Origin of the sequence: Gilliamella sp. Choc5-1 (assembly GCF_001690595.1) — a bacterium.
GTDB lineage: Bacteria > Pseudomonadota > Gammaproteobacteria > Enterobacterales > Orbaceae > Gilliamella > Gilliamella apicola_M.
Window position 1 is genome coordinate 76,345 of the sequence record NZ_LZHH01000111.1, and the last position, 21,604, is coordinate 97,948.

Sequence of the window (21,604 nt, forward strand, 5' to 3'; positions counted from 1 at the left end):
AACATCCTCTTTTTTATGAATTAACAATAACTAAAATGGAAAAATCAGCTGCTTTTCAACTTGTGGATCGATTAACGTAACATGGAACCCAATTAGCCGAACCCCACGACCATTACGCCGCTCACCCCAAACTTTATATGCTTGTTTAATTAAATCAGCTTTATCTAATTTAGACCATGCATGTTCTTGTGTTGTAAGTTGAAAATCATCAAACTTAAATTTGACCCCTTGCCGAGCTATAGACAAATCAGCACGAACTTTGCTTAACCGTTTTTCAAGCTCTGCAAATAATGGTTCAAACTGTAATAAACACTCATCCCAGCTATGAATATCCTCAGTTAAAGTACGCTCAACGCCAACAGATTTACGTTGCCTATCATTACACACTTCACGATCATCGATACCTTGGCATCGTTCATACAATACTCGCCCAAATTTACCAAATTGCTTAATTAATTTAGTTACATCATAATTAACCACATCATTGCACGTAAATAGCCCCAATTGGGCTAATTTCTTTTCTGTTACTTTACCCACTCCTGGGATTTTTTTTAAAGAAAGCTTCTCAATAAAGCTATCAACTTCATCGGGCGTTATCACATATTGACCATTAGGCTTGTTCATATCAGAAGCCACTTTAGCAAGGAACTTAAGAGGTGCAACGCCAGCTGATGCGGTTAATTCAAGTTCATTAAAAATAGCTTGGCGAATATCTTGAGCGATAAAAGTGGCAGATCCATAACAACGTTTGCAATCGGTAACATCAAGGTAAGCTTCGTCGAGCGATAGTGCTTCAATAGATTCAGTATACCGTTTAAAGATTTGGTGGATTTGTTTAGATACTTCTTTATAAACTGCATGCCTACCTGGTATTATTTTAAGATTAGGACACAGTTTTACCGCTTGCGCCATAGACATAGCGCTATGTATACCATATTGACGAGCTAAATAATTGGCAGTAGCAACCACACCACGTTTACGAGGATCCCCCCCTACCGCAATAGGCATATTACGATAACGGGGATTATCCCTCATTTCAACGGCGGCATAAAAACAATCCATATCAACATGAATGATTTTTCGCATAAATTGGTTCACAACATCTTAAAATATACACTGTATAAATATACAATACCATAATTTAAACCGTTGTGTAAATAACCTGTGGTGGTTACTTAGGTAATTTATCAAAATCAATTAAACCATTTTTATCATAAGGATCGCCAATCCAACGAATCGACTCATGAAAATTAGGATTAACAACGCTTTTTTCAGGAACATATAAATTATAACTTAATCCAGCTAAATCAGACCAAGTGTGAATCAAATCTTGTGTGCTAAATTTGCGATCCACATAATTTTGATAATTATTTGGATGTGTTTTTATCCATGTTGGCGATTGCCAAAGCATAAATGGTATAGTATACATAGTGCGTGTTGGGGCTTTCTCGTTTCGACCCAAAATATTGTGCGGAGGTGTTTGATAAACATCTTCGCCATGATCTGAAAAGTACAACATAAATCCATTTTGCTGGCTATTTTTAAAGATATTAAAAAGTGTTGTTGTAACGTAATCGTTATAACTTACCGCGTTATCATAAGTATTATAAATACCCACTTTATCGTTATCGATATTAAACGAAATGCCTGCCTTATCTTTAAAACGATCATGTTCGCCTCCTTTCGGATAACGAAATTCATATTTCATATGCGTTCCGAGCAAGTGAATAACGATAAATTTCTTTTCACTTGGATCGGTTAATACTTTTTTAAATGGATCAAAGACAGACTCATCATATCGTCTTGCACTTTGGTTACGATCATTATTCATATAAAATTGTTCATCAGTTTGCTGAGAAAACATTGTTAGCATTGTATTACGTCGCGTCATTGTTTGCTGGTTGGTAATCCAAAATGTCTTATATCCTGCTTGTTTCATTAAATGCATTAAAGAAGGTGTTTTTAAATATAAATCAGGATGTTTTTCATCAGCAAAAGTTAACGCCTGTTGCAAAATTTCAATGGTATAAGGCCTTGACGAAACCACATCATTAAATACCAGAAAATCGGGGTTATCTTTTTTAAACTGCTCAATTTGTGGTGTGGTATCGCGTTCATAGCCATAAATACCCATTCGATTGCGTGTTGTTGACTCACCGATAACTAGCACTAACGTTCTTGGAGTATTGCCGTTGGTATCTTTTAAGTTTTCTAACGGTGGTAACGTTTGTAAATGATTTAAAATACCTTCCATATTAGATAGTTGTGTTCGATAAGCCAAATAACTATTAAGAAGTTGCCATGGCACGGTTGTTTCCATGCGCGTTAACAAATGAGATCCTGCTTTCCTAATAGAAGATTTTTTGATTGTAACGCTAATAAACACCGGCATAACGGCATAAATCACAATTAATAGTGATGCAATCGATTTAGTACGGTTTTTAACATAAACTGGTTTAACTTTAGTCCAAAGATAAATTCCAATTAAACTATAAATAATCAGAACTGCAACTAATTTAAAGCTCAAATATTGTTGAATAAACTCACTAGATTCTGTAAAGTTTGATTCGGCTATAATAAAAAACACACTTTGCGAAAACTCCTGCCGATAAATAGTAAAATAACCAACAGGAATCAAAGACAAACTTCCTACAATTATCCCAAAAACAGTCGCAATTTTCCGCGTATAGTTAGGAAAAATCAAAATGGGAATAAGCCAAATCAAGCTATAAATGATAGAATCACGCAACCCAATGACATTTGAATGACCAGAAAAGAAAATATACAATTGCAATGCACTAGAAAAATAAGTAAAAAATAGAATATCAAAGATAAGCGCTGACCAACTAAATGAACAATTTGTTTTAGTATTTTCCATAGAGATTGAATAAGTATAGTTATTAGTTATTAGTTATTAGTAACAATCTACACAAAATAGATTAATAAAACCTTAAGATATAACTGTATGAATTTAAATCAGTAATTAAAAAATAAATAATCGGAAGTTGATTTAGAAGAATAATAAATAAATAGACAGACAGAAAAATGCCTTTATTTAGCCCCTAACAACTACGCTTTATTGAAATTAAAACCCAACACTTTAGTAATATGATTATTTTCAGGATGTTTTAATTGCTTTGGCAAACCATTAAAGACAATCTGTCCATTATCTACTACCAAACAACGCGAAAAATAACCTAGAAAATCGCTAATATGATGTGATACCATCATTAAAGTCAAATTAAACTCATCACAAATTTGATTAACTAATGCTAACATTTCAAAGCGTAAAGCTTGATCAAGTGCTGAAAACGGCTCATCTAACAATAAAATAGGACGCCGTTGAATTAGGCAGCGCGCTAAAGCAACACGTTGACATTGCCCACCAGATAGTTGATCAGGATAACGATTATTAAACCCCATTAAACTAACTTTCACTAACATATCATCAATGGTCTGCCGTTCGCAATCAGTGAGTTTTAAGCAAGGTCTAATACCTAAACCTATATTTTGTTCAACCGTTAAATGACTAAATAAATTATTATGCTGAAATAAAATTGAAACAGGCCGTTTACCAGGTAAAATATTAGTCATTTTTTGATGATTAAGTAAAATATTACCAGAATCAGGAAAAATAAACCCTGCTATCAAACTTAGCAAGGTACTTTTACCCGCACCACTTGGCCCTACAATCAGCACCTTGTCTTTAGAAGCTATTTTAATATCAAAATGCATTTTAAAATTATCATAATGATAATTAATTTTATTCAGTTCTATCATAATCTATCACTATCAACAAACTAAAAGATAATATTAACAATAAAGCAGCCGTTACGGTACTTTCTTGATAATGATAATGTGATATCTGCTCGTACAAATAATAAGGTAGCGTAGTGACAGATTGACCACCAAACAATGCAATAATACCAAAATCGCCCAATGACAAGATCGCCGCAAAAGCAAAACTCTGGACAATTAATTTTTTTAGCGCTTTATATTCAATTAAATAAAAATGCGAAAATCCGTTAATATTAAGTGATTGGCTTAATTGCCAGTAACGTGATATGACATCATACATGGGCATGGCAAGATTTTTTAATATAAAAGGTAATGACATTAAACCGTTACATAACATCATTAACCCACAAACAAAGACAGCACTATAAGCAAAAGGAAACAACAATAAAAATAAACCTGATGCAAGTACCATACTTGGAATAACTAAAATCAGCGAACCCACTAACATTAACCGATTACTCCAACGTGCTTGCTGATTAATCAACAAACGGCTATTGGTATAAAGCAACAATAACGCAAGCAACATAGCAATAATGGCCGAACCAAAGGCAATTAATAATGAAAACATGATAGCTCGTTGAAAATCTACCGTTAAAAATACCCACTTAAAAGAACAGATACCTTCAATTAATATAATAACAATTGGCAATGAAATAAATAATCCACCAATAACAACAATTACCATACACAACAACGCCAAATTCCACGAAACAGGTAAACGGTAGTATGATCTAAAATAACGCACGTTAATTTTTTGCCTATGATTAATTTTTTGCATCAAACACATAAAAATAGCACAATAAACCAACTGCAAACATGCTAAAAGCACAGCTTCAATCAAATCAAAATCACGAATAGCTTGATAAATAGCAACTTCAAGTGTGGTATATTTGGGCCCTCCTCCAAGTGCCAATGGGATAGAAAAGCTAGAAAAACAAAGCATAAAAATAAGCGTTGCCATTGGAAGTAACTGTCGAGATAACAATGGCCATTCAATCAATTTAAAATAAAAAAAACTTGAAAAATTCAATTGCGCTGCCAATTGTTTTTGTTCAATTGGTACACTATTTAACGTTTGATAAAACAAACAACAAGCATACGGAAGATTAAGAAATACATGAGCAAGTAAAATACCTTTTAAACCATAGATTGAGCTAAAAAATGACACGCCAAAATAATCAAAAATTGACGCGAATAAACCATGTTGTCCATAAATAGATAGTAATCCTGTAACCACAACCAATGTAGGCAAAATAAAGGTAATAGGCATAATGCGCAACAATACTCTTTTACCCAAAAAATTAACCATGGATAACGCCTTTGCCATCAATATTGCTAACAATACAGATAACACTGTCGATAGAGTTGCCTGATATGTTGTTATCCAAATGACATGCAATAAATAACTATCAAAATAAACCGTTAAATTATTGGATTTAATTGCATCCATGCAAAGTGTAAACAACGCTGTAGCTAATACAATTAAGATTAAGCTTGCAGCGCAAATACCGGGAAGTAACGTTTTTAATTTCAACATTATATTGAATAAAACTATTTGCTAACAGTAGATTTCCATTCACGTACCCATGCTTTTTGTTGGCTTTCAACTTGCTTTGCATCAAACTCAAGTGCTTTATTAATAGGTTTAATCTGTCCAAAAGCTTCAGGTAATTCGGTATTAACAATCGAATACATAATATTTTTTTCTGCAAATTGGCGTTGCACATCAGGCGTTAATAAATATTGTAAAAAAGCACGCGCTAATTCAGGATGATGATTATATTTAGTAATACCTGCCACTTCAACTTGGCGATAATGTCCTTCATCAAAAATTGCAGCAGCATAGCGATGTTCATTATTATTCATAATATGCGCAACAGGTGAAGTACTATAGCTAAGCACAAAATCGGCTTCACCTTTTAAAAATAACCCATAAGATTCGCTCCAACCTTTAGTAACTGTAACAGTATTTTTAGCTATTTTTTGCCATGCTGATACTGCATCATCACCATAGATATTTTTTACCCAAAATAAAAAACCTAAGCCTGGAGTACTTGTTCTAGGATCTTGATAAATAATTCGCCAATTTTCTTTATTATCAACTAACTCATGCATACTATGCGGAGGATTGCTGATCTTTTGTTGATCATAAATAAACGCAAAATAACCAAAATCATAAGGTATAAAATCACTATCCCACCAATCAATATTCAAATTATCAGGCTTACTGATTTGATGAGGAACAATAATATTAATCATTTTTGCTTGTTCTAAAAGGTTATTATCTAACCCTAAAATAACATCGGCATTAGTTTTATCACCTTCAAGGCGAATTCGATTCAAAATTGACACCCCATCGCCTAACGTCACAATATCGAGCTGACAGTCACATTTAGCTTCAAACCCTTTTTTAATTTCTTGACCGGGTCCCCATTCTGAAATAAACGAATTGTAACTATAAACTGTCAAAGTAGGTCGTTCGTCGATAGCGTTAACATTGTTGTTCATAAAAAGTATAAACAATCCAAAAGGTAATAGAACATTTTTAAAAAACATTTTGCCTCCAAAATAGCAAATAAAAGACAAAAGGTTTGAGTAGGTATAATAACTCAAATCCCTCCGCTGGCATTATCCAGTTCAGGTTCGACGGGTTACGTTAGCCAACCTAACATTCTCAGCCCTTCTGGGCACCCCGTTGAGAACGTTGAGTAGTTTAGAGGTTAGAGTTAGGCTTGTAAATAACGGAACAGGTAGTAAATAGAAATTTGGGAATTTTCTACTTAAATACTATACACTCCTGAAGCTTTTTGACAAAAACAACTAGCAAAATAAACCAATAAACAGCGCACTTTTTAAGTTGTAAAAAATAGCGAATTATTCTTTGTTATGATTAAAATAATCCGCCATAAATGCACCCGTGTATTTTTAAATTATTTATATAATTTAAATAGTTAAACAGTTAAATATTGATTAATGAAACGCTATTTCAATTAAAGTACCTATCACACTTTTCGGTTTTTAAATGCTTAAACGGTATAGACTCCTGAATATTTTTTACAAAAATAACCGGCAAAATAAATCAATAAATAGCCCCCACTTAATATGGGGCTGCTGTTTTTTATTGCTTGGCTGTCTTTTTATAACTTAAGTCTGATTTTTTTAGGTTTTTTACATAAACAAGGTACGTTCCTGAAAATTTTTAACAAAATGGGGCTTTGTCTGTTTTTTTGATAGCGTAAAAAAACTGAAATATTGGCCTTGCGGTGTTGTTGGCGCTTTTTACTTTTCTATTTAAATCAATTTGTTATGAATTTAAAGCGGTATAGACTCCTGAATATTTTTTACAAAAATAACCGGCAAAATAAACCAATAAATAGCCCCACTCAATGTGGGGCTGCTATTTTTTATTGCTTGGCTGTCTTATATAACTTTAAAGATTAATAACTAAAAACTAAGGGGTGACGCAAACTGCAAGAAGTGCATTGTTTCCGTTGTTAGCGGGGACAAGAATATTGCCAAAGAATGAGTAAACAATGTAATAAGCACCGTCTCGAGTAGTACCAGGACTATGATAGATTTCACTTGTGGTATAGCCGTTGTATTTAAAATCTCCATCTCTATAATTACTCATATCGCCCCACTCAGTGAACAAACCTGCACCTATTTGCCGCTGATAACCATTATGATGTGATGCTGGTTTAGCACCATCTACTCCATCACTGCAGTTGAAGTAATAACTACTTTTTCTATCACATGCCTGGTTAGTCAAGTCCTTTACCTGCGACAAACGATAGCCTAGACTGTTACACCAAGACATTTGATTAGGACTAAAACCTTTTATATTGCCTCGATTAACAAACCACTTCTGCAAAACAAATCCATATTTAATTACATGGTTACCTAAACTATCTCTACCCACTAATTCAAATGTCTGAGGTAATTTTGGCACTCGAATTGGTCTAGGATTGTCATTTTCCCATTGAGTTTTTGCCTCTGGGCCGGTTAACTTAACACGTATTACAATTTTTCCATCCTCTTCAGGAGGTAACCACCACCAGTTAGAGTTAGACCGTGGATAAGCCACTGTTCTTGTCGCTGTAGCCGTTATACCTTCATGCGTGACAGGATCCCATATCAATCCATCTACATCTCCCTCTATCAGTAAATCAAAGGATAACCCATTAGCACCCGTTGTTGGGAAATTTTTACTATATGATACAGGATTGTTCGATTGAATTAAAAATCCCTTATTCGGATTCCATATGTCAGCCGGACCAGCAAACCCATTAGCTTGTCCATAAAGCAACTCTGGTCTTGCATAGTTAATAACTTCTCTTGAATTTAAAATAATTGCATCACTATGCTTAACTTGATTATTGTTACCATTTGCTGCCTGCAATTGCCACGAATATGACAATAACGGCAGTGCCAGTAATGCAATTTTTGCAAATGATTTTAGTGGTGATTTAAACCAAAATGTCGAGGGTATAAGAAAGAAAAGTGTAAAAACGTGCCTAATGGCGTTATTTGATAAGCTTAAGGCATAGGTTTGCCAGTGTTGTGGATTAACATGGTACTGCATCATATTTCCCTTGTCAAGTAAAGTTTTGTTTTTTATACCCGCTCGATCATTAAATGATCTGTTTTGATTTTTTAGTGTAATCGTTTGAAAACTATTTGACTAGCCTTTTTGAAAACTTTTTTAAGATTTTTTTTAGTTTTATTAAGGGGTTTACTAATTAAGTTTTATGAAAAACTTTAAAATGGTAATTGCGTATTAAAACGATAATTAAATAAAAAACTAGTAAAATCAATTGTTTTTAATATATGTTGTTTATAAAGCTAGATTGGTTTTGTTTTCCTCTTATTTTTTACTATTACTGATTTTATTTTTTCGCCATGCAATAAACAAAAATGATTTCTTTTTCCGTTTTTTAGCGTACAATCAAAATCATCCCTATATCAAGGTAATGTTATGTTATACAATAACAAATCTGTGAATCATGATCACCATCATGAAGATAAAGGTTGTCATTGTGACTGTAAAAATATGGCGCATAATCATGCACATTTATCTCATGTTCTAAGTTGTCATCAAGACTCAATCCCTAGCTGTGGTGGAGATTGCCATACAGCAGCAAAAAAAAATCAGTGTGATGATTCCCCCGATGCTCCAGACAGGCAAAGCTCACAAACTAAATTAATATGGAAAATAAAAGGCATGGATTGTGCGCACTGTGCACAAAAAATTGAAAACGGACTAAAAACGTTGCCGAATATTGGCCAAACTAAAATTATCTTTTCTGCCCAAAAATTAGTGGTTTTGGTTCCGCAAAAGAATGAAAAAACCATTAAATTGATTGAAGATAAAATCACCGAGTTAGGTTATACCCCTATTTTTGAATCTACTTCTGAACATACTCATCATGAGCATACTCATGGTTTTGATAAAAAGGCGCTTATTCCTTTAGCGGTGTTAGGTGGCTTGATTGTAGTGAGTTATCTGCTGTTGTTGTTAAATAAAACAGCAGGCGAATATGCTTTTATGGTAACGGCCATTATTGGGTTAATTCCAATTTTAAAAGAGGCGTTAATTTTAGCGCGTAGCGGCACCCCTTTTGCTATCGAGTCGTTAATGAGTTTTTCGGCTATTGGTGCTTTATTTATTGGTGCCGCCGAAGAAGCAACCATGGTTATATTTTTATTTATGATTGGCGAAATGCTAGAAGGTGTGGCAACAAGTAAGGCTAGACAGGGAATCTCGTCACTTGCCAAGCTAATGCCTGAAGAGACAGTAATAATTATTGACGGTAAACGAAAAACCATTGCTAGCCGTAGTTTGAAACCGGGTGATATTATCGAAATTTCAGCAGGAGGACGTTTGCCTGCTGATGTAATTTTAATAAGCGAGCAAGCCAATATTGATGAAAGCGCTTTAACAGGCGAGTCGATCCCCGTAAATTACCTTTCAGGTGATAAAATTTTGGCAGGATCGCTCGTGGTCGATAATACCATTGAACTTAAAGTAGTTTCTGAAGTTGGGCAAAATGCCGTTGATCGTATTTTACAGCTAATTGAGGACGCCGAAGATCGCAAAGCACCGATTGAGCGTTTTATAGATAAGTTTAGCCGCTATTATACACCCGCAATTGCCTTGCTTGCACTATTGGTGATAGTTGTGCCACCAGTGCTGTTTAATGCTGATTGGTATACTTGGTTTTATCGTGGTTTGACATTGTTATTAATTGGTTGCCCTTGCGCACTAGTGATATCAACCCCTGCGGTGATAACCTCAGCATTGTCTAATGCAGCAAAGCAAGGTGTGTTAATTAAGGGTGGCGCAGCGTTAGAGCATATTGGTTTAGTGAAATTAATTGCGTTTGATAAGACAGGTACGTTAACTGAAGGCAAACCACAGATTACCGATATTATTAATCAAAATGCAATCTCAACAGAAGCGTTACTTGCCATTGTGGCAGCAATAGAAAGTGGTTCACATCATCCTTTAGCTAAAGCTATTGTTGATTATGTTAAGCAAAACAAAATTCCGTTTGTCGAAGCCAATAATCGTAAAACAATTGCAGGGGTTGGAATACAAGGTGAAATAAATCAGCAAATTTTTTATATTGTCTCACCCAATAAAATATCAACTATTTCGATGCAATTAACCGATGAACAGGTAAAAATAATTAGTCAACTAGAAAGCGCAGGGAAAACGGTCATTGTAGTAGTAACTGACCAAGCAGTAGTAACTGACCAAAAATTATTGGGGATTATCGCTTTACAAGATGTGCTCCGTGCTGATGCCATAACAGCAATCAATCAATTACATCAATTTGGTTTAAAAACCCTAATGCTTACAGGGGATAATGAACGTGCAGCAAAACAGATAGCAAAACAGCTCAACATCGATTACCGAGCCGAACTGTTACCAGCAGATAAATTAGTAGAGATTGAAAAAATCCGTAATACAACCGCTATTGCAATGGTCGGCGATGGAATTAATGATTCTCCTGCTATGAAAGCTGCAAGCGTAGGTATTGCTATGGGGAGCGGTACTGATGTTGCACTAGAAGCCGCTGATGCCGCACTAACCCAAAATAGCTTGTTAAGTTTGCCTAAGTTAATTGGTTTAACACGCTTTGCTTCTTATAATATTAAACAAAATATTACAATTGCGTTGGGGGTTAAATTAGTATTTTTGATCACCAGTTTATTTGGTTTTACTGGGCTGTGGTTGGCCGTGTTAGCTGATTCAGGTACAACGGCAATTGTTACGGCTAATGCCCTTCGAGTTTTGAAATTTAAAAATAAAAGTTAAAAAGTAGTTTAACTAGCCTATTCCGCTTGTGATAAGCGGAATAGTTTTTAATGATTTTGGGTTATTAGTTATCCATTCTTAGTGATATTTCGCCACCAATATGGGCATTAATTTTGCCATTTTGTTCTAACAATAAGGCTCCTTGGTCATTTATACCTTTTGCTGTTCCGCGAATAATGTTATCGCCAATTAATAGTTTTACAGGACGGTTAACAAAGTTATCTAGTCTATTCCAATCATTAATAAATGGCACTAAACCATGTTTTTCAAATTCTATTAATTGGCTTTTTAAGGTTTTGGCAACCTGCGAAACTAATAAGTTACGATCAACATTGCCTAAATTAGCCCATTTTTGGTTAACTATGGTGGTATCAGGGTTTGTCATGGTTAAATTGACGCCAACACCAATCACAACATGGGCACAGTCGCCAGTTTTACCGGCAAGCTCAACTAATATACCAGCTAACTTTTGGTCATTAAGATAAAGATCATTTGGCCATTTAACTTTAATATCTTGACCTGATAATGCCCGTAAGGTATCGGCAAGCACAATGCCGACCACTAAACTCAGCCCCATTGCCGCCGCTACGCCTTGTTCTAGTCGCCAATACATTGAAAAGTATAGATTAGTGCCAAAAGGTGAAAACCATTTCCGCCCTCTTCGCCCTCTGGCTTTTGATTGAAATTCGGCAACACAACAATCGCCTGATGTTAATTGACCAATTCGTTCCAGTAGATATTGGTTAGTCGAATCGATAATCGGTAATATTTCACAGTGGCTATCGGATTGGTAGTGTAGATCAATTTTGTTTTTACTTAGCAAATCAAGCGGAGCTGACAAGCAATAACCTTTGCCTTGTACAGATGATAACTCTAGCCCCCACTCACGCAGTTGTTTAATGTATTTATTGATGCCTGCGCGTGTTATGCCAAATATTACTGCTAATTCTTCGCCCGAATGATATTTGCCATCTGCAAGTATTTCAATTAATTTAAGTGGATTGTTGTGGTTGCGCATCCGTTCCTCTTTTTTTAATTAACAGCATAATGAAGTATAACGAGATTATAGCAAAGCTGACAAATAAATAAGCATTATTCATTTTATCCATAATAAAGGCGATCACAGCCGGTGCAATTAAACTGCCTAAAGTATTAGTTAATAGCATGGCTTGATTCATGGCAACGATATCTTGTTTTTTAACACACGAACATGCCCAAGCCATAGATATTGGGTAAATGGTATAAATGGTTACGCCTAATAGGATAATTGCTAATACATCACACCAATTAAATATCAGCATAATACATGCAATCAACATGAGTAGTGATTCGATGAGTAATACTGTTTGCCGTCCAAATTTGTCTGCACACCAGTTAGCAGGCATTTGTGCAATCACTCCTGATAAAATCAGTAATATCATCCAATTTGCAACTTGAATATCACTATAACCTAAGTGTGAATAATAAGCTGGTAAAAGCGAATATAATGATCCAATTAACATACCGGCAATTACGCAACCAGTTAAGCCTAGTCGAGAAGGCTTATTCAATATCATTGGCATAATGTTAAAGCTGCTTTTTTTCCTTTTAGGTAATTTATAATGGGTGAGCAAAATAAATAAAATCGCTAGCCCCATCAGTAACGCGATAACTAACCCAAAATACAATACATCTTCTGGAAAATACTGCAACAAAGCTTGCCCTAAAACCGTGCCTAAATAGTAAGTGGTTAGATATATTGCAAGCATTTTTCCACGCGTACGAACTGGACCTGTTAGCAATATACAACTTTCAATAACCACCCACGTTACAGCGCAAGCAATACCAATAAAAAATCGCCACATTATCCAACTATAAAAATTCATTGAAAAACCTAGCCCAATTGTTGCTACTGCAAAAATAATACAACTATAGGTATAAGTGTGACGCGCATTGAATTTATTAATAAACCAATTGGCAAAAATAGTACCAATCAAGTTACCTGTAAAATAACTTGATCCTACAAGCCCAATTTGCCCAAGCGAAAACTCATTACGCACCAACCACAATGGTACTTGTGTGTTTAATGCCGACAACGAGATAGTCACAAAGAGTAAACTGGTTAATAAAATAGGAAATGAGTACGAATGTTTCATAATGTTATCGCATATAATTTATAAGCTATAATTTACAGGCAATTATAATTTGGTGCTAATTATAAATAACTGTCTGCGTTAATTTCGCCCTGATTGCCAATAAATCGGATTTCTGGTGATAAATTCACCAAGAATTTTTGTGCTACGCATTTTTTAATATAACGCGCTAGTTCAACTACATCTTGCGCTGTGGCTTGATTTTTATTAACTAAAACCAATGCTTGTTGTTGATGCACTGCCGCTCCACCTATTTGGTAGCCTTTTAAGCCACACTGTTCAATAAGCCAACCTGCGGCTAATTTGGTTTTCTCATTAGCTTGTGGATATATTGGCATGGTTGGGTAAATTTCAAGTAACTTATCAGCAACAATTTTATCGACCACTGGGTTTTTAAAAAAGCTACCACCATTACCAAGTACTTTGGGATCGGGTAACTTACTACGGCGGATTTCACACACTTTATCAAAAACCATTTTTGCGGTGACTGTTTGTGAGTCAAAGTTTCGTAATTCACCGTAAGTTAAAACAGGCTGCCACTGTTTTGATAATTTTATACCAACATTGATAACAGCATAACCTTGCAAATATGCTTTTTTGAAGATGCTTTCACGATATCCATATTGACCATCAGTTACAGTGATGATTTTGCCTGTAGTTAGTTCAAGCAACTCCACATAATCAGCAACTTTTTGAAACTCAACCCCATAAGCACCAATGTTTTGAATCGGTGCCGAACCTACACATCCAGGAATTAATGCTAAATTTTCAAGTCCAGGTATGTTCTGCTTGATGGTTGTTGATACTAGATCATGCCAAATTTCACCAGCACCAACTCTCAAATGCCATGCTTGTTCTGTTTCGGTAATGGTTATACCTTTGATGCGATTAACAATAACAATACCGTCAAAATCACATGTAAATAGCGTGTTACTGCCTTGGCCAATAATCATAATAGGATAATTTTGAATATTATCTTGCCAAACTTGTTGTAATTGTTCAACTGTCGTGACAATAACAACTTTTTTAGCAAAAACAGTTAAACCAAATGTATTAGGAATTTTTTGTTTCATTAATCACTACCTTTACTTTTTTGAAAGCAGACACCAAAGCGCAAATCGGTTTTATCTATTATTTTTTATGGTTTATAGCCTATTGTATTTAGCTTCTATATTAGCACATGACTAATGTTATTTAATAACTTAATTTGGTCATAAATGCTTTTGAATTTTTTATAAAAAGTGTGAGTAAGATCAAATTCATTACATTAATTAATCAAATATTTGATAAAGCAATGCTTAAATATTTTTTGTTTTTTGTTATCATATATAACCATTAGCTGAGCAATGTTTTATGAATTATTGTTAGCACCAAGATAGTTACCAATATTTGACTGGCTGTAATTGATTATATTTATTGTGCTCAAGTTAAGTGTTGTCTATCAATTAGAGGATATTATGAAAAGAGTTTTTATTATGATCCTAGATTCGTTTGGGATCGGCGGTGCTGAAGATGCCAAAAAATATGGCGATCAAGGGGCTAACACTTTAGGTCATATTGCCGAAGCTTGTGCATTAGGTAAAGCTGAACAAGGGCGCAGTGGGCCATTAAAATTACCAAATTTAGGTCAATTAGGCTTAATTGAAGCCGCTTATGAATCTTCAGGTGATTACCCTAAAGGTATGCAAACTGAAGGTGAAATTATTGGCTCATATGGTTATGCTAGCGAAATATCTTCTGGTAAAGATACACCTTCAGGACACTGGGAAATTGCAGGTGTGCCAGTACTTTTTGACTGGGGATATTTTACTAATACCACAAATAGCTTCCCTCAAGATCTTTTAGATAAAATTGTTTCCCGCGCAAAACTTCCTGGTTATCTTGGTAATTGCCATTCATCTGGAACCATTATCCTTGATGAACTTGGTGAAGAGCATATGGCTTCTAATAAACCTATTTTCTATACGTCTGCTGATTCAGTATTCCAAATTGCCTGCCACGAAGAGACTTTTGGCCTAGATAGGCTTTATGAAATTTGCGAAATTGCTCGTGATGAGCTAAATAAAGGCAATTACAATATTGGACGTGTTATTGCAAGGCCATTTATTGGACAAAAAGCAGGCGAATTTGTACGAACTGGTAACCGTCACGATCTTGCCGTTGAACCACCTGCACCAACCGTGATTAAGAAATTAGTTGATGAAAAAAACGGCACGGTAGTATCAGTTGGTAAAATCGCCGATATTTATGCACACGTTGGCATCACCAAAAAAATTAAAGCAACTGGCCTTGAAGCACTTTTTGATGCCTCACTTGAGGAAATAAAACAAGCTAAAGATAATACTATTGTCTTTACCAATTTTGTTGACTTTGACTCATCTTATGGTCACCGTCGTGATGTTTCTGGTTATGCCGCCGCATTAGAATATTTTGATAGTCGTCTACCGGAAATGTTAGCGTTAATTCAGCCTGGAGATCTGCTTATTATTAGTGCCGATCATGGTTGCGATCCTACTTGGGCAGGTACTGATCATACTCGTGAACATATTCCTGTCATTGTTTATGGTGGCAGTGTACCTGTGGGTTCTTTAGGACATCGAGAAACGTTTGCCGATATTGGGCAAAGCGTTGCTGACTATTTTGATTTATCGCCAATGGATTACGGTAAATCGTTTATAAAAAAGAAGTAATTGAAGTCATGCCAATTTAGTAACAAATATCAGGAGAATTTAATGTCTACCCCGCATATTAATGCCGTTGATAATGCGTTTGCAAAAACCGTTTTAATGCCTGGAGATCCACTTCGAGCAAAATTTATTGCAGAAACGTTTTTAGAAAACGCCCAAGAAGTCACTAATGTAAGATCTATGTTAGGTTTTACTGGTTATTACAAAGGACAAAAAGTTTCAGTTATGGGGCATGGCATGGGCATTCCATCTTGCTCTATTTATGCAACCGAGCTAGTTAAATTTTACGGTGTTGAAAACATCATCCGTGTTGGTTCATGTGGTGCTATAAGTCCAAATGTAAACCTTGGCGACATTATTATTGGCATGGGCGCTTGTACCGATTCAAAAGTCAACCGCTTACGTTTTAAAGATCATGATTTCGCAGCTATTGCCGATTTTGATCTTACTTGTAATGCTGTTAATGCTGCTAAAAAATTAGGTGTAAATGTTAAAGTAGGTAATCTATTTTCTGCCGACCTTTTTTATAGTGTTGAACCTGATATGTTTGATGTGATGGAAAAATACAATATTTTAGGTGTTGAAATGGAAGCCGCCGGCATTTATGGCGTAGCTGCAGAATATGGCGCAAAAGCACTGGCTATTTGTACGGTTTCAGACCATATCCGCAAAAACGAAGCCATGTCAGCACAAGAGCGACAACTAGGCTTTAAAGATATGATCACCGTCGCGTTGGAATCTGTTTTATTAAATCAGAACTAAAAAATGGCAGAATAACTGCCATTTTTTTTAACTTATCAATATTGATAGTGATACAAATTTTTTATTTATATTTATGTGTAATAGGTTATAAAGATCTTGTTTAATAAGGGAACAAAATGAATACCAAGATACAACTTAAAATAGTATTTTTTCTACAATTTTTTATATGGGGAAGTTGGCTTATTACCCTCGGTTCTTATATGATGGGAACCTTAAAATTTAGTGGTACTGCTGTCGGTTCTATATATGGAACAATGGGCATAGCATCGCTATTTATGCCTGGTTTACTCGGCGTCGTAGCGGATAGATGGATACCTGCTAACCGCTTATATATGATTTGTCATTTGATCGGTGCAGCTACACTATTTATAGCAGCTTCAATAACATCACCTTTTATAATGTTTATTATTATGCTAATTCATTGTTTAGCCTTTATGCCAACCATTGCAATTTCCAACTCTATCTCTTACTCTTGCTTGGAATCGCAAGGCTTAGATGTTATTACACAATTTCCAAGCATAAGAATATTTGGCACAATTGGCTTTATCGTTGCTATGTGGCTAGTGAGCTTTTTAAAATTAGAATTAAGTAATATGCAACTATATATTGCTGGATTAAGTTCTATTTTACTTAGCCTATATACCCTTACTTTACCATTCATTTCAACTTCTCAAGGAAAATCAGAAAAAAAATCACTTATAACTTCTTTAGGGTTAGATGCGTTTGTTTTATTTAAACAACCAAGAATGGCTATCTTTTTCTTATTTGCAATATTACTTGGCGGTATTTTACAAATCACTAATACTTTTGGTAATCCTTTTATTCGTTCATTTGAAGATATTCCTGAATATGCAAATAGCTTCGCTGTTCAGTATCCATCAGTATTGTTGTCAATTTCTCAAATTTCAGAAGTAGTATTTATTCTATTCGTTCCATTCTTTATGAAACGCCTTGGCATTAAATATGTGATGTTAATTAGTATGCTAGCTTGGGTTGCTCGTTTTGGTTTGTTTGCTTATGGCAATCCGTCTCCTTTCGGTTTTGTATTGCTTCTTCTTTCAATGATTGTTTATGGTTGTGCTTTCGATTTTTATAATATATCTGGTTCAATGTATGTTGATAAAACTGTTTCCCCTAATATTCGTAATAGTGCCCAAGGTCTATTTATGATGATGACTAATGGGATTGGCGCTTATTTAGGTTCGGTAAGCAGTGGCTATGTAGTCGAATATTATACGATTGAAAACGTTACTGACTGGCAAACAGTTTGGCTTATTTTTGCTGGCTATTCTTTGATTTTAGCCGTCGTATTTGCGTTGATATTTAAAAACGAAAATTCTAACGAAAACATTAATTAATCAATTATTGTGTGATAGGTTAAATTTAACACTACCAATATAAAAGCAACAATATCGGTTGTTGCCTTTTGGGTTATCAACAAACCAACTTTAATTGTTAAAGTTAAAAAGTATGATTTGTCGCACAAAAAATAAATAAGTGATGCAAAATAAATAGTAGAAAAATACCTTATCAGGGTAAACTAACTAAGGTTATAGCTCATAATGTTAGTGTGCTATTTTGAACTTTTTAATAAATTTTTTATGTCATTGTTACTAGAGCACACTTAGCTCATTTAAATAAATTAAATGCCAAATGAACAATCAAATAATACCTAAAGTCATATTACATGAGCACATTGAAGGAAGTATTACCCCTGTGATGGCTCACCAATTAGCTCAAAAAAACAATATTCCATTCCCTAAAAGTTTATGTTACCAGCCCGATCAATATGATACTAATGAGTATAAAAATGGTAGATATTCATATGACGAATCTAAATTTGAAGAATTTATCAAAACATATGATGTTGTTTCTAGCTTTCTAAAAAATCCAGAGGATTATTATTTAATTACTTACGATTTTCTTAATAGAAATGCTAAACAAGGATTGATTTATTGCGAGCTGTTTATATCCCCTTTTCACATCTGTGCAACACAATCCCATGATGGATACGTTGTTTGGAATCAAGATAGATTTCAGCAAACACTAAAGCAGATGGATAAGGCAATTATTGACGTTCGTAAGCAATATGATATTACCGTACGTTATCATGTCATTGGTGTGAGGCATCTTGGTGCGGGCGTAGTTTACGATACATTGCGATTCATTGAAAATAATCCTCACCCATTTATTACTGGTTTTAATATCGCTGGTAATGAAAAAGCAGGTCATTTTGATGATTTTAAAGATGCTCATGAATTGGCTACTGAGCTTAATCTAAAAAAATCGTATCACGCCGGCGAAATAGATTCAGCCCAAAGTATTATTCAAGCCATTAAGCATGGTGCAAACAGAATTGGACACGGCATTAGTGCTATTGAAGACAAAACACTTATTCGTGAACTGATTGATAAAAAAATCACCCTCGAAATTGCCTTAACAAGCAATCGAATTTTAGTTAATGAGCTGCATGGCGATATTTATCGGCATCCCATCAGGCAGCTTTATGACCAAGGTGTGCGCATTACACTAAATACCGATGATGCAGGGATTTTTGGTACTGATATAGAAAAAGAGTATAACATCGCTCAATCTATATTTGCATTTTCACGATTAGAATTGCTTGATATCACACTGTGCGGCATTCAAGCTGCATTTGTTGAAAATTCAGTTAAAAACCAGTTAATTAAAAAGGTTTTTGCTTGTTTTACATCTGCTGATAAGCAGTTGTTAAAAAGGTGTATCAATGACAAAAAATATCATCTAGCAATTGTTGAACGCTTTTTAGAATATCAAATATTATTAGACAACTTAGGTTTTGATGTATAAATCTACAAGCACCCACAAAATAATGTGATTAAGACAGAAGGATTATTAATATGAAAATTGAAAAATTAATTGAATTAGCTAAAACAGCACGAGCTAAGGCTTATGTGCCATATTCTAAATTTAAGGTTGGGGCTGTGCTTATCACCGAAGATGACCAAGCCATTTTAGGTTGCAATATTGAAAATGCCTCTTATGGACTAGCTAACTGCGCGGAGCGTACGGCTATTTTTAAAGCGGTATCTGAGGGGAAAAGGAAATTTAAAAAATTAGTAGTGATTGGCGATACCGAAGGTCCTATCTCACCTTGTGGCGCTTGTCGTCAAGTGATTAGTGAATTTTGTGCTAAAGATATGCCAGTAATTTTAACCAATATGAATGGTAAAATTCAAGAAACCACGGTAGGAGAATTATTACCTTGGTCTTTTTCACCAAGTGATTTAGATTAATTTTGTTTTTGAAACAAAGTTGATAAAAAATATAATGTTATGCTTATTTTTAGTGTTGTTTTTAACTCGATAATTTTCGACAAAAACTAAACACGCTCATTGGTATAAGTAAAGAAAATTAATTTATTGATTTAAAAGAGAAAAATAATGAGATTTGTAGATATTATTGAAAAAAAACGTGATGGACACCCTTTAACTACTGAAGAAATCCAATTTTTTATTACTAACTATACTAATGGTACTATTCCCGATTACCAAGTTAGTGCTTTATTAATGGCAATTTACTATCAAGGTATGACATCAAAAGAGTGTGCGGATTTAACTAGCGCAATGATGTATTCAGGCGATACGGTTGATCTATCTTCAATCCAAGGTATTAAAGTTGATAAACATTCAACTGGAGGCGTTGGTGATACCACAACACTCGTACTTGCACCGCTTGTTGCCACATTAGATGTGCCTGTTGCCAAAATGTCTGGACGTGGCTTAGGTCATACTGGTGGCACTACCGATAAATTTGAGTCAATTCCAGGATTTAAAATTGAATTAAGTAAACAAGATTTTATCGATCAAGTTAATCATAAAGGGCTTGCCGTTATTGGTCAATCTGGCAACTTAACCCCTGCAGATAAAAAGTTGTATTCTTTACGAGACGTTACAGGAACGGTTAACTCTATTGCGCTTATTGCAAGCTCAATTATGAGTAAAAAGTTAGCAGCCGGCGCTGACGCTATTGTACTTGATGTAAAAACCGGTGATGGTGCGCTAATGAAAGATATGGCCGATTCTGAAAAATTAGCTCACGAAATGGTAAATATTGGTAATCAAATTGGCCGTAGAACCATGGCAATTATATCTGATATGTCACAACCGCTTGGTTATGCCATTGGTAATGCGCTTGAAATAAAAGAAGCTATTGATACCTTAAAAGGTCATGGCCCTGCTGATTTAACTGAATTAGTTTTAACATTAGGCAGCCAAATGGTTGTACTTGCTAATAAAGCCAAAACATTAGAAGAAGCCAGAGCAAAACTTCAAGAAGTTATTAAAAATGGCAAAGCTGTTGAGAAGTTCAAAATACTGATTGAAGCACAAGGTGGGGATAGCTCAGTTGTTGATCACCCTGAAAAATTGGCTAGTGCACCTTATCAAATTGCTTTACCTGCACTTAAATCAGGTTATGTTTCAAGAATCATTGCTGATCAAATTGGTATTGCTGCTATGCAATTAGGTGCAGGCCGTGCAACTAAAGAAGATATTATCGATCCTGCTGTTGGAATTGTGTTACATAAAAAAGTGGGCGATAAAGTGACCGAAGGTGAAGCATTGTTAACGATCCATGCCAGTACCGATAAGATTGATGCAATCAAACAAAAACTTTATGACAATATTACAATTAGTGATAGTGCAAAAGAGCCTCAGCTCATCTATAAAATCATTACACAATAACTAATTGAGCAAGCAGATTTAAAAAACATCAGTATTGTTTAAGATTTAATAAAAAATGGTGATCAAATTGAGGATGATAAAATTAATAATTATATGTTTAATTTTGCAAAATAAGTTTGATCACCCATTAACATTTGAATAATCAACAAAAGTAATTTATTGCTAACAAAGAATAAATTG

General features: G+C 34.7%; 16 protein-coding genes and 1 riboswitch. Of the genes, 7 read left to right on the forward strand and 9 right to left on the reverse strand.

Annotated elements, in window-relative coordinates; genetic code table 11:
* Nucleotides 1–30: 30 nt before the first annotated feature.
* From dinB to A9G35_RS10035, 6 genes are all read right to left on the reverse strand, one after another.
* Nucleotides 31–1,086 (reverse strand): DNA polymerase IV, encoded by a 1,056-nt coding sequence (gene dinB / locus A9G35_RS10010; RefSeq protein ID WP_065636732.1) that lies wholly within the window; start codon nucleotides 1,084–1,086, stop codon nucleotides 31–33.
* 85 nt (nucleotides 1,087–1,171) lie between these two features.
* Nucleotides 1,172–2,878 (reverse strand): phosphoethanolamine transferase CptA, encoded by a 1,707-nt coding sequence (cptA, locus tag A9G35_RS10015; RefSeq protein WP_065636733.1) that lies wholly within the window; start codon nucleotides 2,876–2,878, stop codon nucleotides 1,172–1,174.
* A gap of 191 nt (nucleotides 2,879–3,069) precedes the next feature.
* Entirely contained in the window at nucleotides 3,070–3,780 is a 711-nt protein-coding gene (thiQ, locus tag A9G35_RS10020) for a thiamine ABC transporter ATP-binding protein ThiQ (RefSeq protein WP_065636734.1), read from the reverse strand.
* Nucleotides 3,764–5,335: a thiamine/thiamine pyrophosphate ABC transporter permease gene (gene thiP / locus A9G35_RS10025; protein ID WP_065636735.1), complete on the reverse strand. Its 1,572-nt coding sequence runs from the start codon at nucleotides 5,333–5,335 to the stop codon at nucleotides 3,764–3,766. The genes thiQ and thiP overlap by 17 nt, the downstream gene beginning before the upstream one ends.
* Nucleotides 5,336–5,349: 14 nt before the next feature.
* Nucleotides 5,350–6,306 carry a thiamine ABC transporter substrate binding subunit gene (thiB, locus tag A9G35_RS10030; protein WP_218057258.1) on the reverse strand — a complete coding sequence of 319 codons (957 nt, stop codon included), beginning with the start codon at nucleotides 6,304–6,306 and terminating at the stop codon, nucleotides 5,350–5,352.
* Between the two features lie 88 nt (nucleotides 6,307–6,394).
* Nucleotides 6,395–6,503: riboswitch (TPP riboswitch) on the reverse strand.
* 746 nt (nucleotides 6,504–7,249) lie between these two features.
* Complete coding sequence (locus tag A9G35_RS10035) at nucleotides 7,250–8,380, reverse strand: hypothetical protein (RefSeq protein ID WP_065636737.1); 1,131 nt, start codon at nucleotides 8,378–8,380, stop codon at nucleotides 7,250–7,252.
* A gap of 393 nt (nucleotides 8,381–8,773) precedes the next feature.
* Between A9G35_RS10035 and A9G35_RS10040 the strand changes: the two genes are divergently transcribed.
* On the forward strand, nucleotides 8,774–11,119 hold the full coding sequence (locus tag A9G35_RS10040; protein ID WP_065636738.1) for a heavy metal translocating P-type ATPase: 2,346 nt from the start codon (nucleotides 8,774–8,776) through the stop codon (nucleotides 11,117–11,119).
* 64 nt (nucleotides 11,120–11,183) lie between these two features.
* Here A9G35_RS10040 and birA read toward each other — a convergent pair whose 3' ends face one another.
* Genes birA through murB form a run of 3 tightly spaced genes read right to left on the reverse strand, consistent with a single transcriptional unit; the run spans nucleotide 11,184 to nucleotide 14,324 of the window.
* Nucleotides 11,184–12,137: a bifunctional biotin--[acetyl-CoA-carboxylase] ligase/biotin operon repressor BirA gene (birA, locus tag A9G35_RS10045; RefSeq protein WP_065636739.1), complete on the reverse strand. Its 954-nt coding sequence runs from the start codon at nucleotides 12,135–12,137 to the stop codon at nucleotides 11,184–11,186.
* Complete coding sequence (locus A9G35_RS10050; RefSeq protein ID WP_065636740.1) at nucleotides 12,112–13,254, reverse strand: MFS transporter; 1,143 nt, start codon at nucleotides 13,252–13,254, stop codon at nucleotides 12,112–12,114. The genes birA and A9G35_RS10050 overlap by 26 nt, the downstream gene beginning before the upstream one ends.
* Nucleotides 13,255–13,313: 59 nt before the next feature.
* Nucleotides 13,314–14,324, reverse strand: a complete 1,011-nt coding sequence (murB, locus tag A9G35_RS10055; RefSeq protein WP_065636741.1) for a UDP-N-acetylmuramate dehydrogenase — start codon at nucleotides 14,322–14,324, stop codon at nucleotides 13,314–13,316.
* Between the two features lie 384 nt (nucleotides 14,325–14,708).
* Here murB and A9G35_RS10060 point away from each other — a divergent pair, with 384 nt between their 5' ends.
* The 6 genes from A9G35_RS10060 to A9G35_RS10085 all read left to right on the forward strand — a co-directional run bounded on the left by A9G35_RS10060 (nucleotide 14,709) and on the right by A9G35_RS10085 (nucleotide 21,424).
* Entirely contained in the window at nucleotides 14,709–15,941 is a 1,233-nt protein-coding gene (locus A9G35_RS10060; RefSeq protein ID WP_065636742.1) for a phosphopentomutase, read from the forward strand.
* 42 nt (nucleotides 15,942–15,983) lie between these two features.
* Nucleotides 15,984–16,700 carry a purine-nucleoside phosphorylase gene (gene deoD / locus A9G35_RS10065; protein WP_065636743.1) on the forward strand — a complete coding sequence of 239 codons (717 nt, stop codon included), beginning with the start codon at nucleotides 15,984–15,986 and terminating at the stop codon, nucleotides 16,698–16,700.
* Nucleotides 16,701–16,816: 116 nt separating this feature from the next.
* Entirely contained in the window at nucleotides 16,817–18,058 is a 1,242-nt protein-coding gene (locus A9G35_RS10070; RefSeq protein WP_065636744.1) for a nucleoside permease, read from the forward strand.
* Between the two features lie 295 nt (nucleotides 18,059–18,353).
* Complete coding sequence (gene add / locus A9G35_RS10075; RefSeq protein WP_081300197.1) at nucleotides 18,354–19,529, forward strand: adenosine deaminase; 1,176 nt, start codon at nucleotides 18,354–18,356, stop codon at nucleotides 19,527–19,529.
* Between the two features lie 50 nt (nucleotides 19,530–19,579).
* Complete coding sequence (locus A9G35_RS10080) at nucleotides 19,580–19,975, forward strand: cytidine deaminase (RefSeq protein WP_065636746.1); 396 nt, start codon at nucleotides 19,580–19,582, stop codon at nucleotides 19,973–19,975.
* Nucleotides 19,976–20,122: 147 nt separating this feature from the next.
* Nucleotides 20,123–21,424, forward strand: a complete 1,302-nt coding sequence (locus A9G35_RS10085; RefSeq protein WP_065636747.1) for a pyrimidine-nucleoside phosphorylase — start codon at nucleotides 20,123–20,125, stop codon at nucleotides 21,422–21,424.
* Nucleotides 21,425–21,604: the final 180 nt, after the last annotated feature.

What these genes read in the sequence shown, in the direction of transcription:
- birA (WP_065636739.1), bottom strand. Translation starts at nt 12,137, where the DNA reads ATGCGCAACCACAACAATCCACTTAAATTAATTGAAATACTTGCAGAT.
- thiB (WP_218057258.1), bottom strand. Translation starts at nt 6,306, where the DNA reads ATGAACAACAATGTTAACGCTATCGACGAACGACCTACTTTGACAGTT.
- A9G35_RS10035 (WP_065636737.1), bottom strand. Translation starts at nt 8,380, where the DNA reads ATGCAGTACCATGTTAATCCACAACACTGGCAAACCTATGCCTTAAGC.
- A9G35_RS10040 (WP_065636738.1), top strand. Translation starts at nt 8,774, where the DNA reads ATGTTATACAATAACAAATCTGTGAATCATGATCACCATCATGAAGAT.
- A9G35_RS10085 (WP_065636747.1), top strand. Translation starts at nt 20,123, where the DNA reads ATGAGATTTGTAGATATTATTGAAAAAAAACGTGATGGACACCCTTTA.
- A9G35_RS10060 (WP_065636742.1), top strand. Translation starts at nt 14,709, where the DNA reads ATGAAAAGAGTTTTTATTATGATCCTAGATTCGTTTGGGATCGGCGGT.
- cptA (WP_065636733.1), bottom strand. Translation starts at nt 2,878, where the DNA reads ATGGAAAATACTAAAACAAATTGTTCATTTAGTTGGTCAGCGCTTATC.
- murB (WP_065636741.1), bottom strand. Translation starts at nt 14,324, where the DNA reads ATGAAACAAAAAATTCCTAATACATTTGGTTTAACTGTTTTTGCTAAA.
- A9G35_RS10050 (WP_065636740.1), bottom strand. Translation starts at nt 13,254, where the DNA reads ATGAAACATTCGTACTCATTTCCTATTTTATTAACCAGTTTACTCTTT.
- A9G35_RS10080 (WP_065636746.1), top strand. Translation starts at nt 19,580, where the DNA reads ATGAAAATTGAAAAATTAATTGAATTAGCTAAAACAGCACGAGCTAAG.
- dinB (WP_065636732.1), bottom strand. Translation starts at nt 1,086, where the DNA reads ATGCGAAAAATCATTCATGTTGATATGGATTGTTTTTATGCCGCCGTT.
- deoD (WP_065636743.1), top strand. Translation starts at nt 15,984, where the DNA reads ATGTCTACCCCGCATATTAATGCCGTTGATAATGCGTTTGCAAAAACC.
- thiQ (WP_065636734.1), bottom strand. Translation starts at nt 3,780, where the DNA reads ATGATAGAACTGAATAAAATTAATTATCATTATGATAATTTTAAAATG.
- A9G35_RS10070 (WP_065636744.1), top strand. Translation starts at nt 16,817, where the DNA reads ATGAATACCAAGATACAACTTAAAATAGTATTTTTTCTACAATTTTTT.
- add (WP_081300197.1), top strand. Translation starts at nt 18,354, where the DNA reads ATGAACAATCAAATAATACCTAAAGTCATATTACATGAGCACATTGAA.
- thiP (WP_065636735.1), bottom strand. Translation starts at nt 5,335, where the DNA reads ATGTTGAAATTAAAAACGTTACTTCCCGGTATTTGCGCTGCAAGCTTA.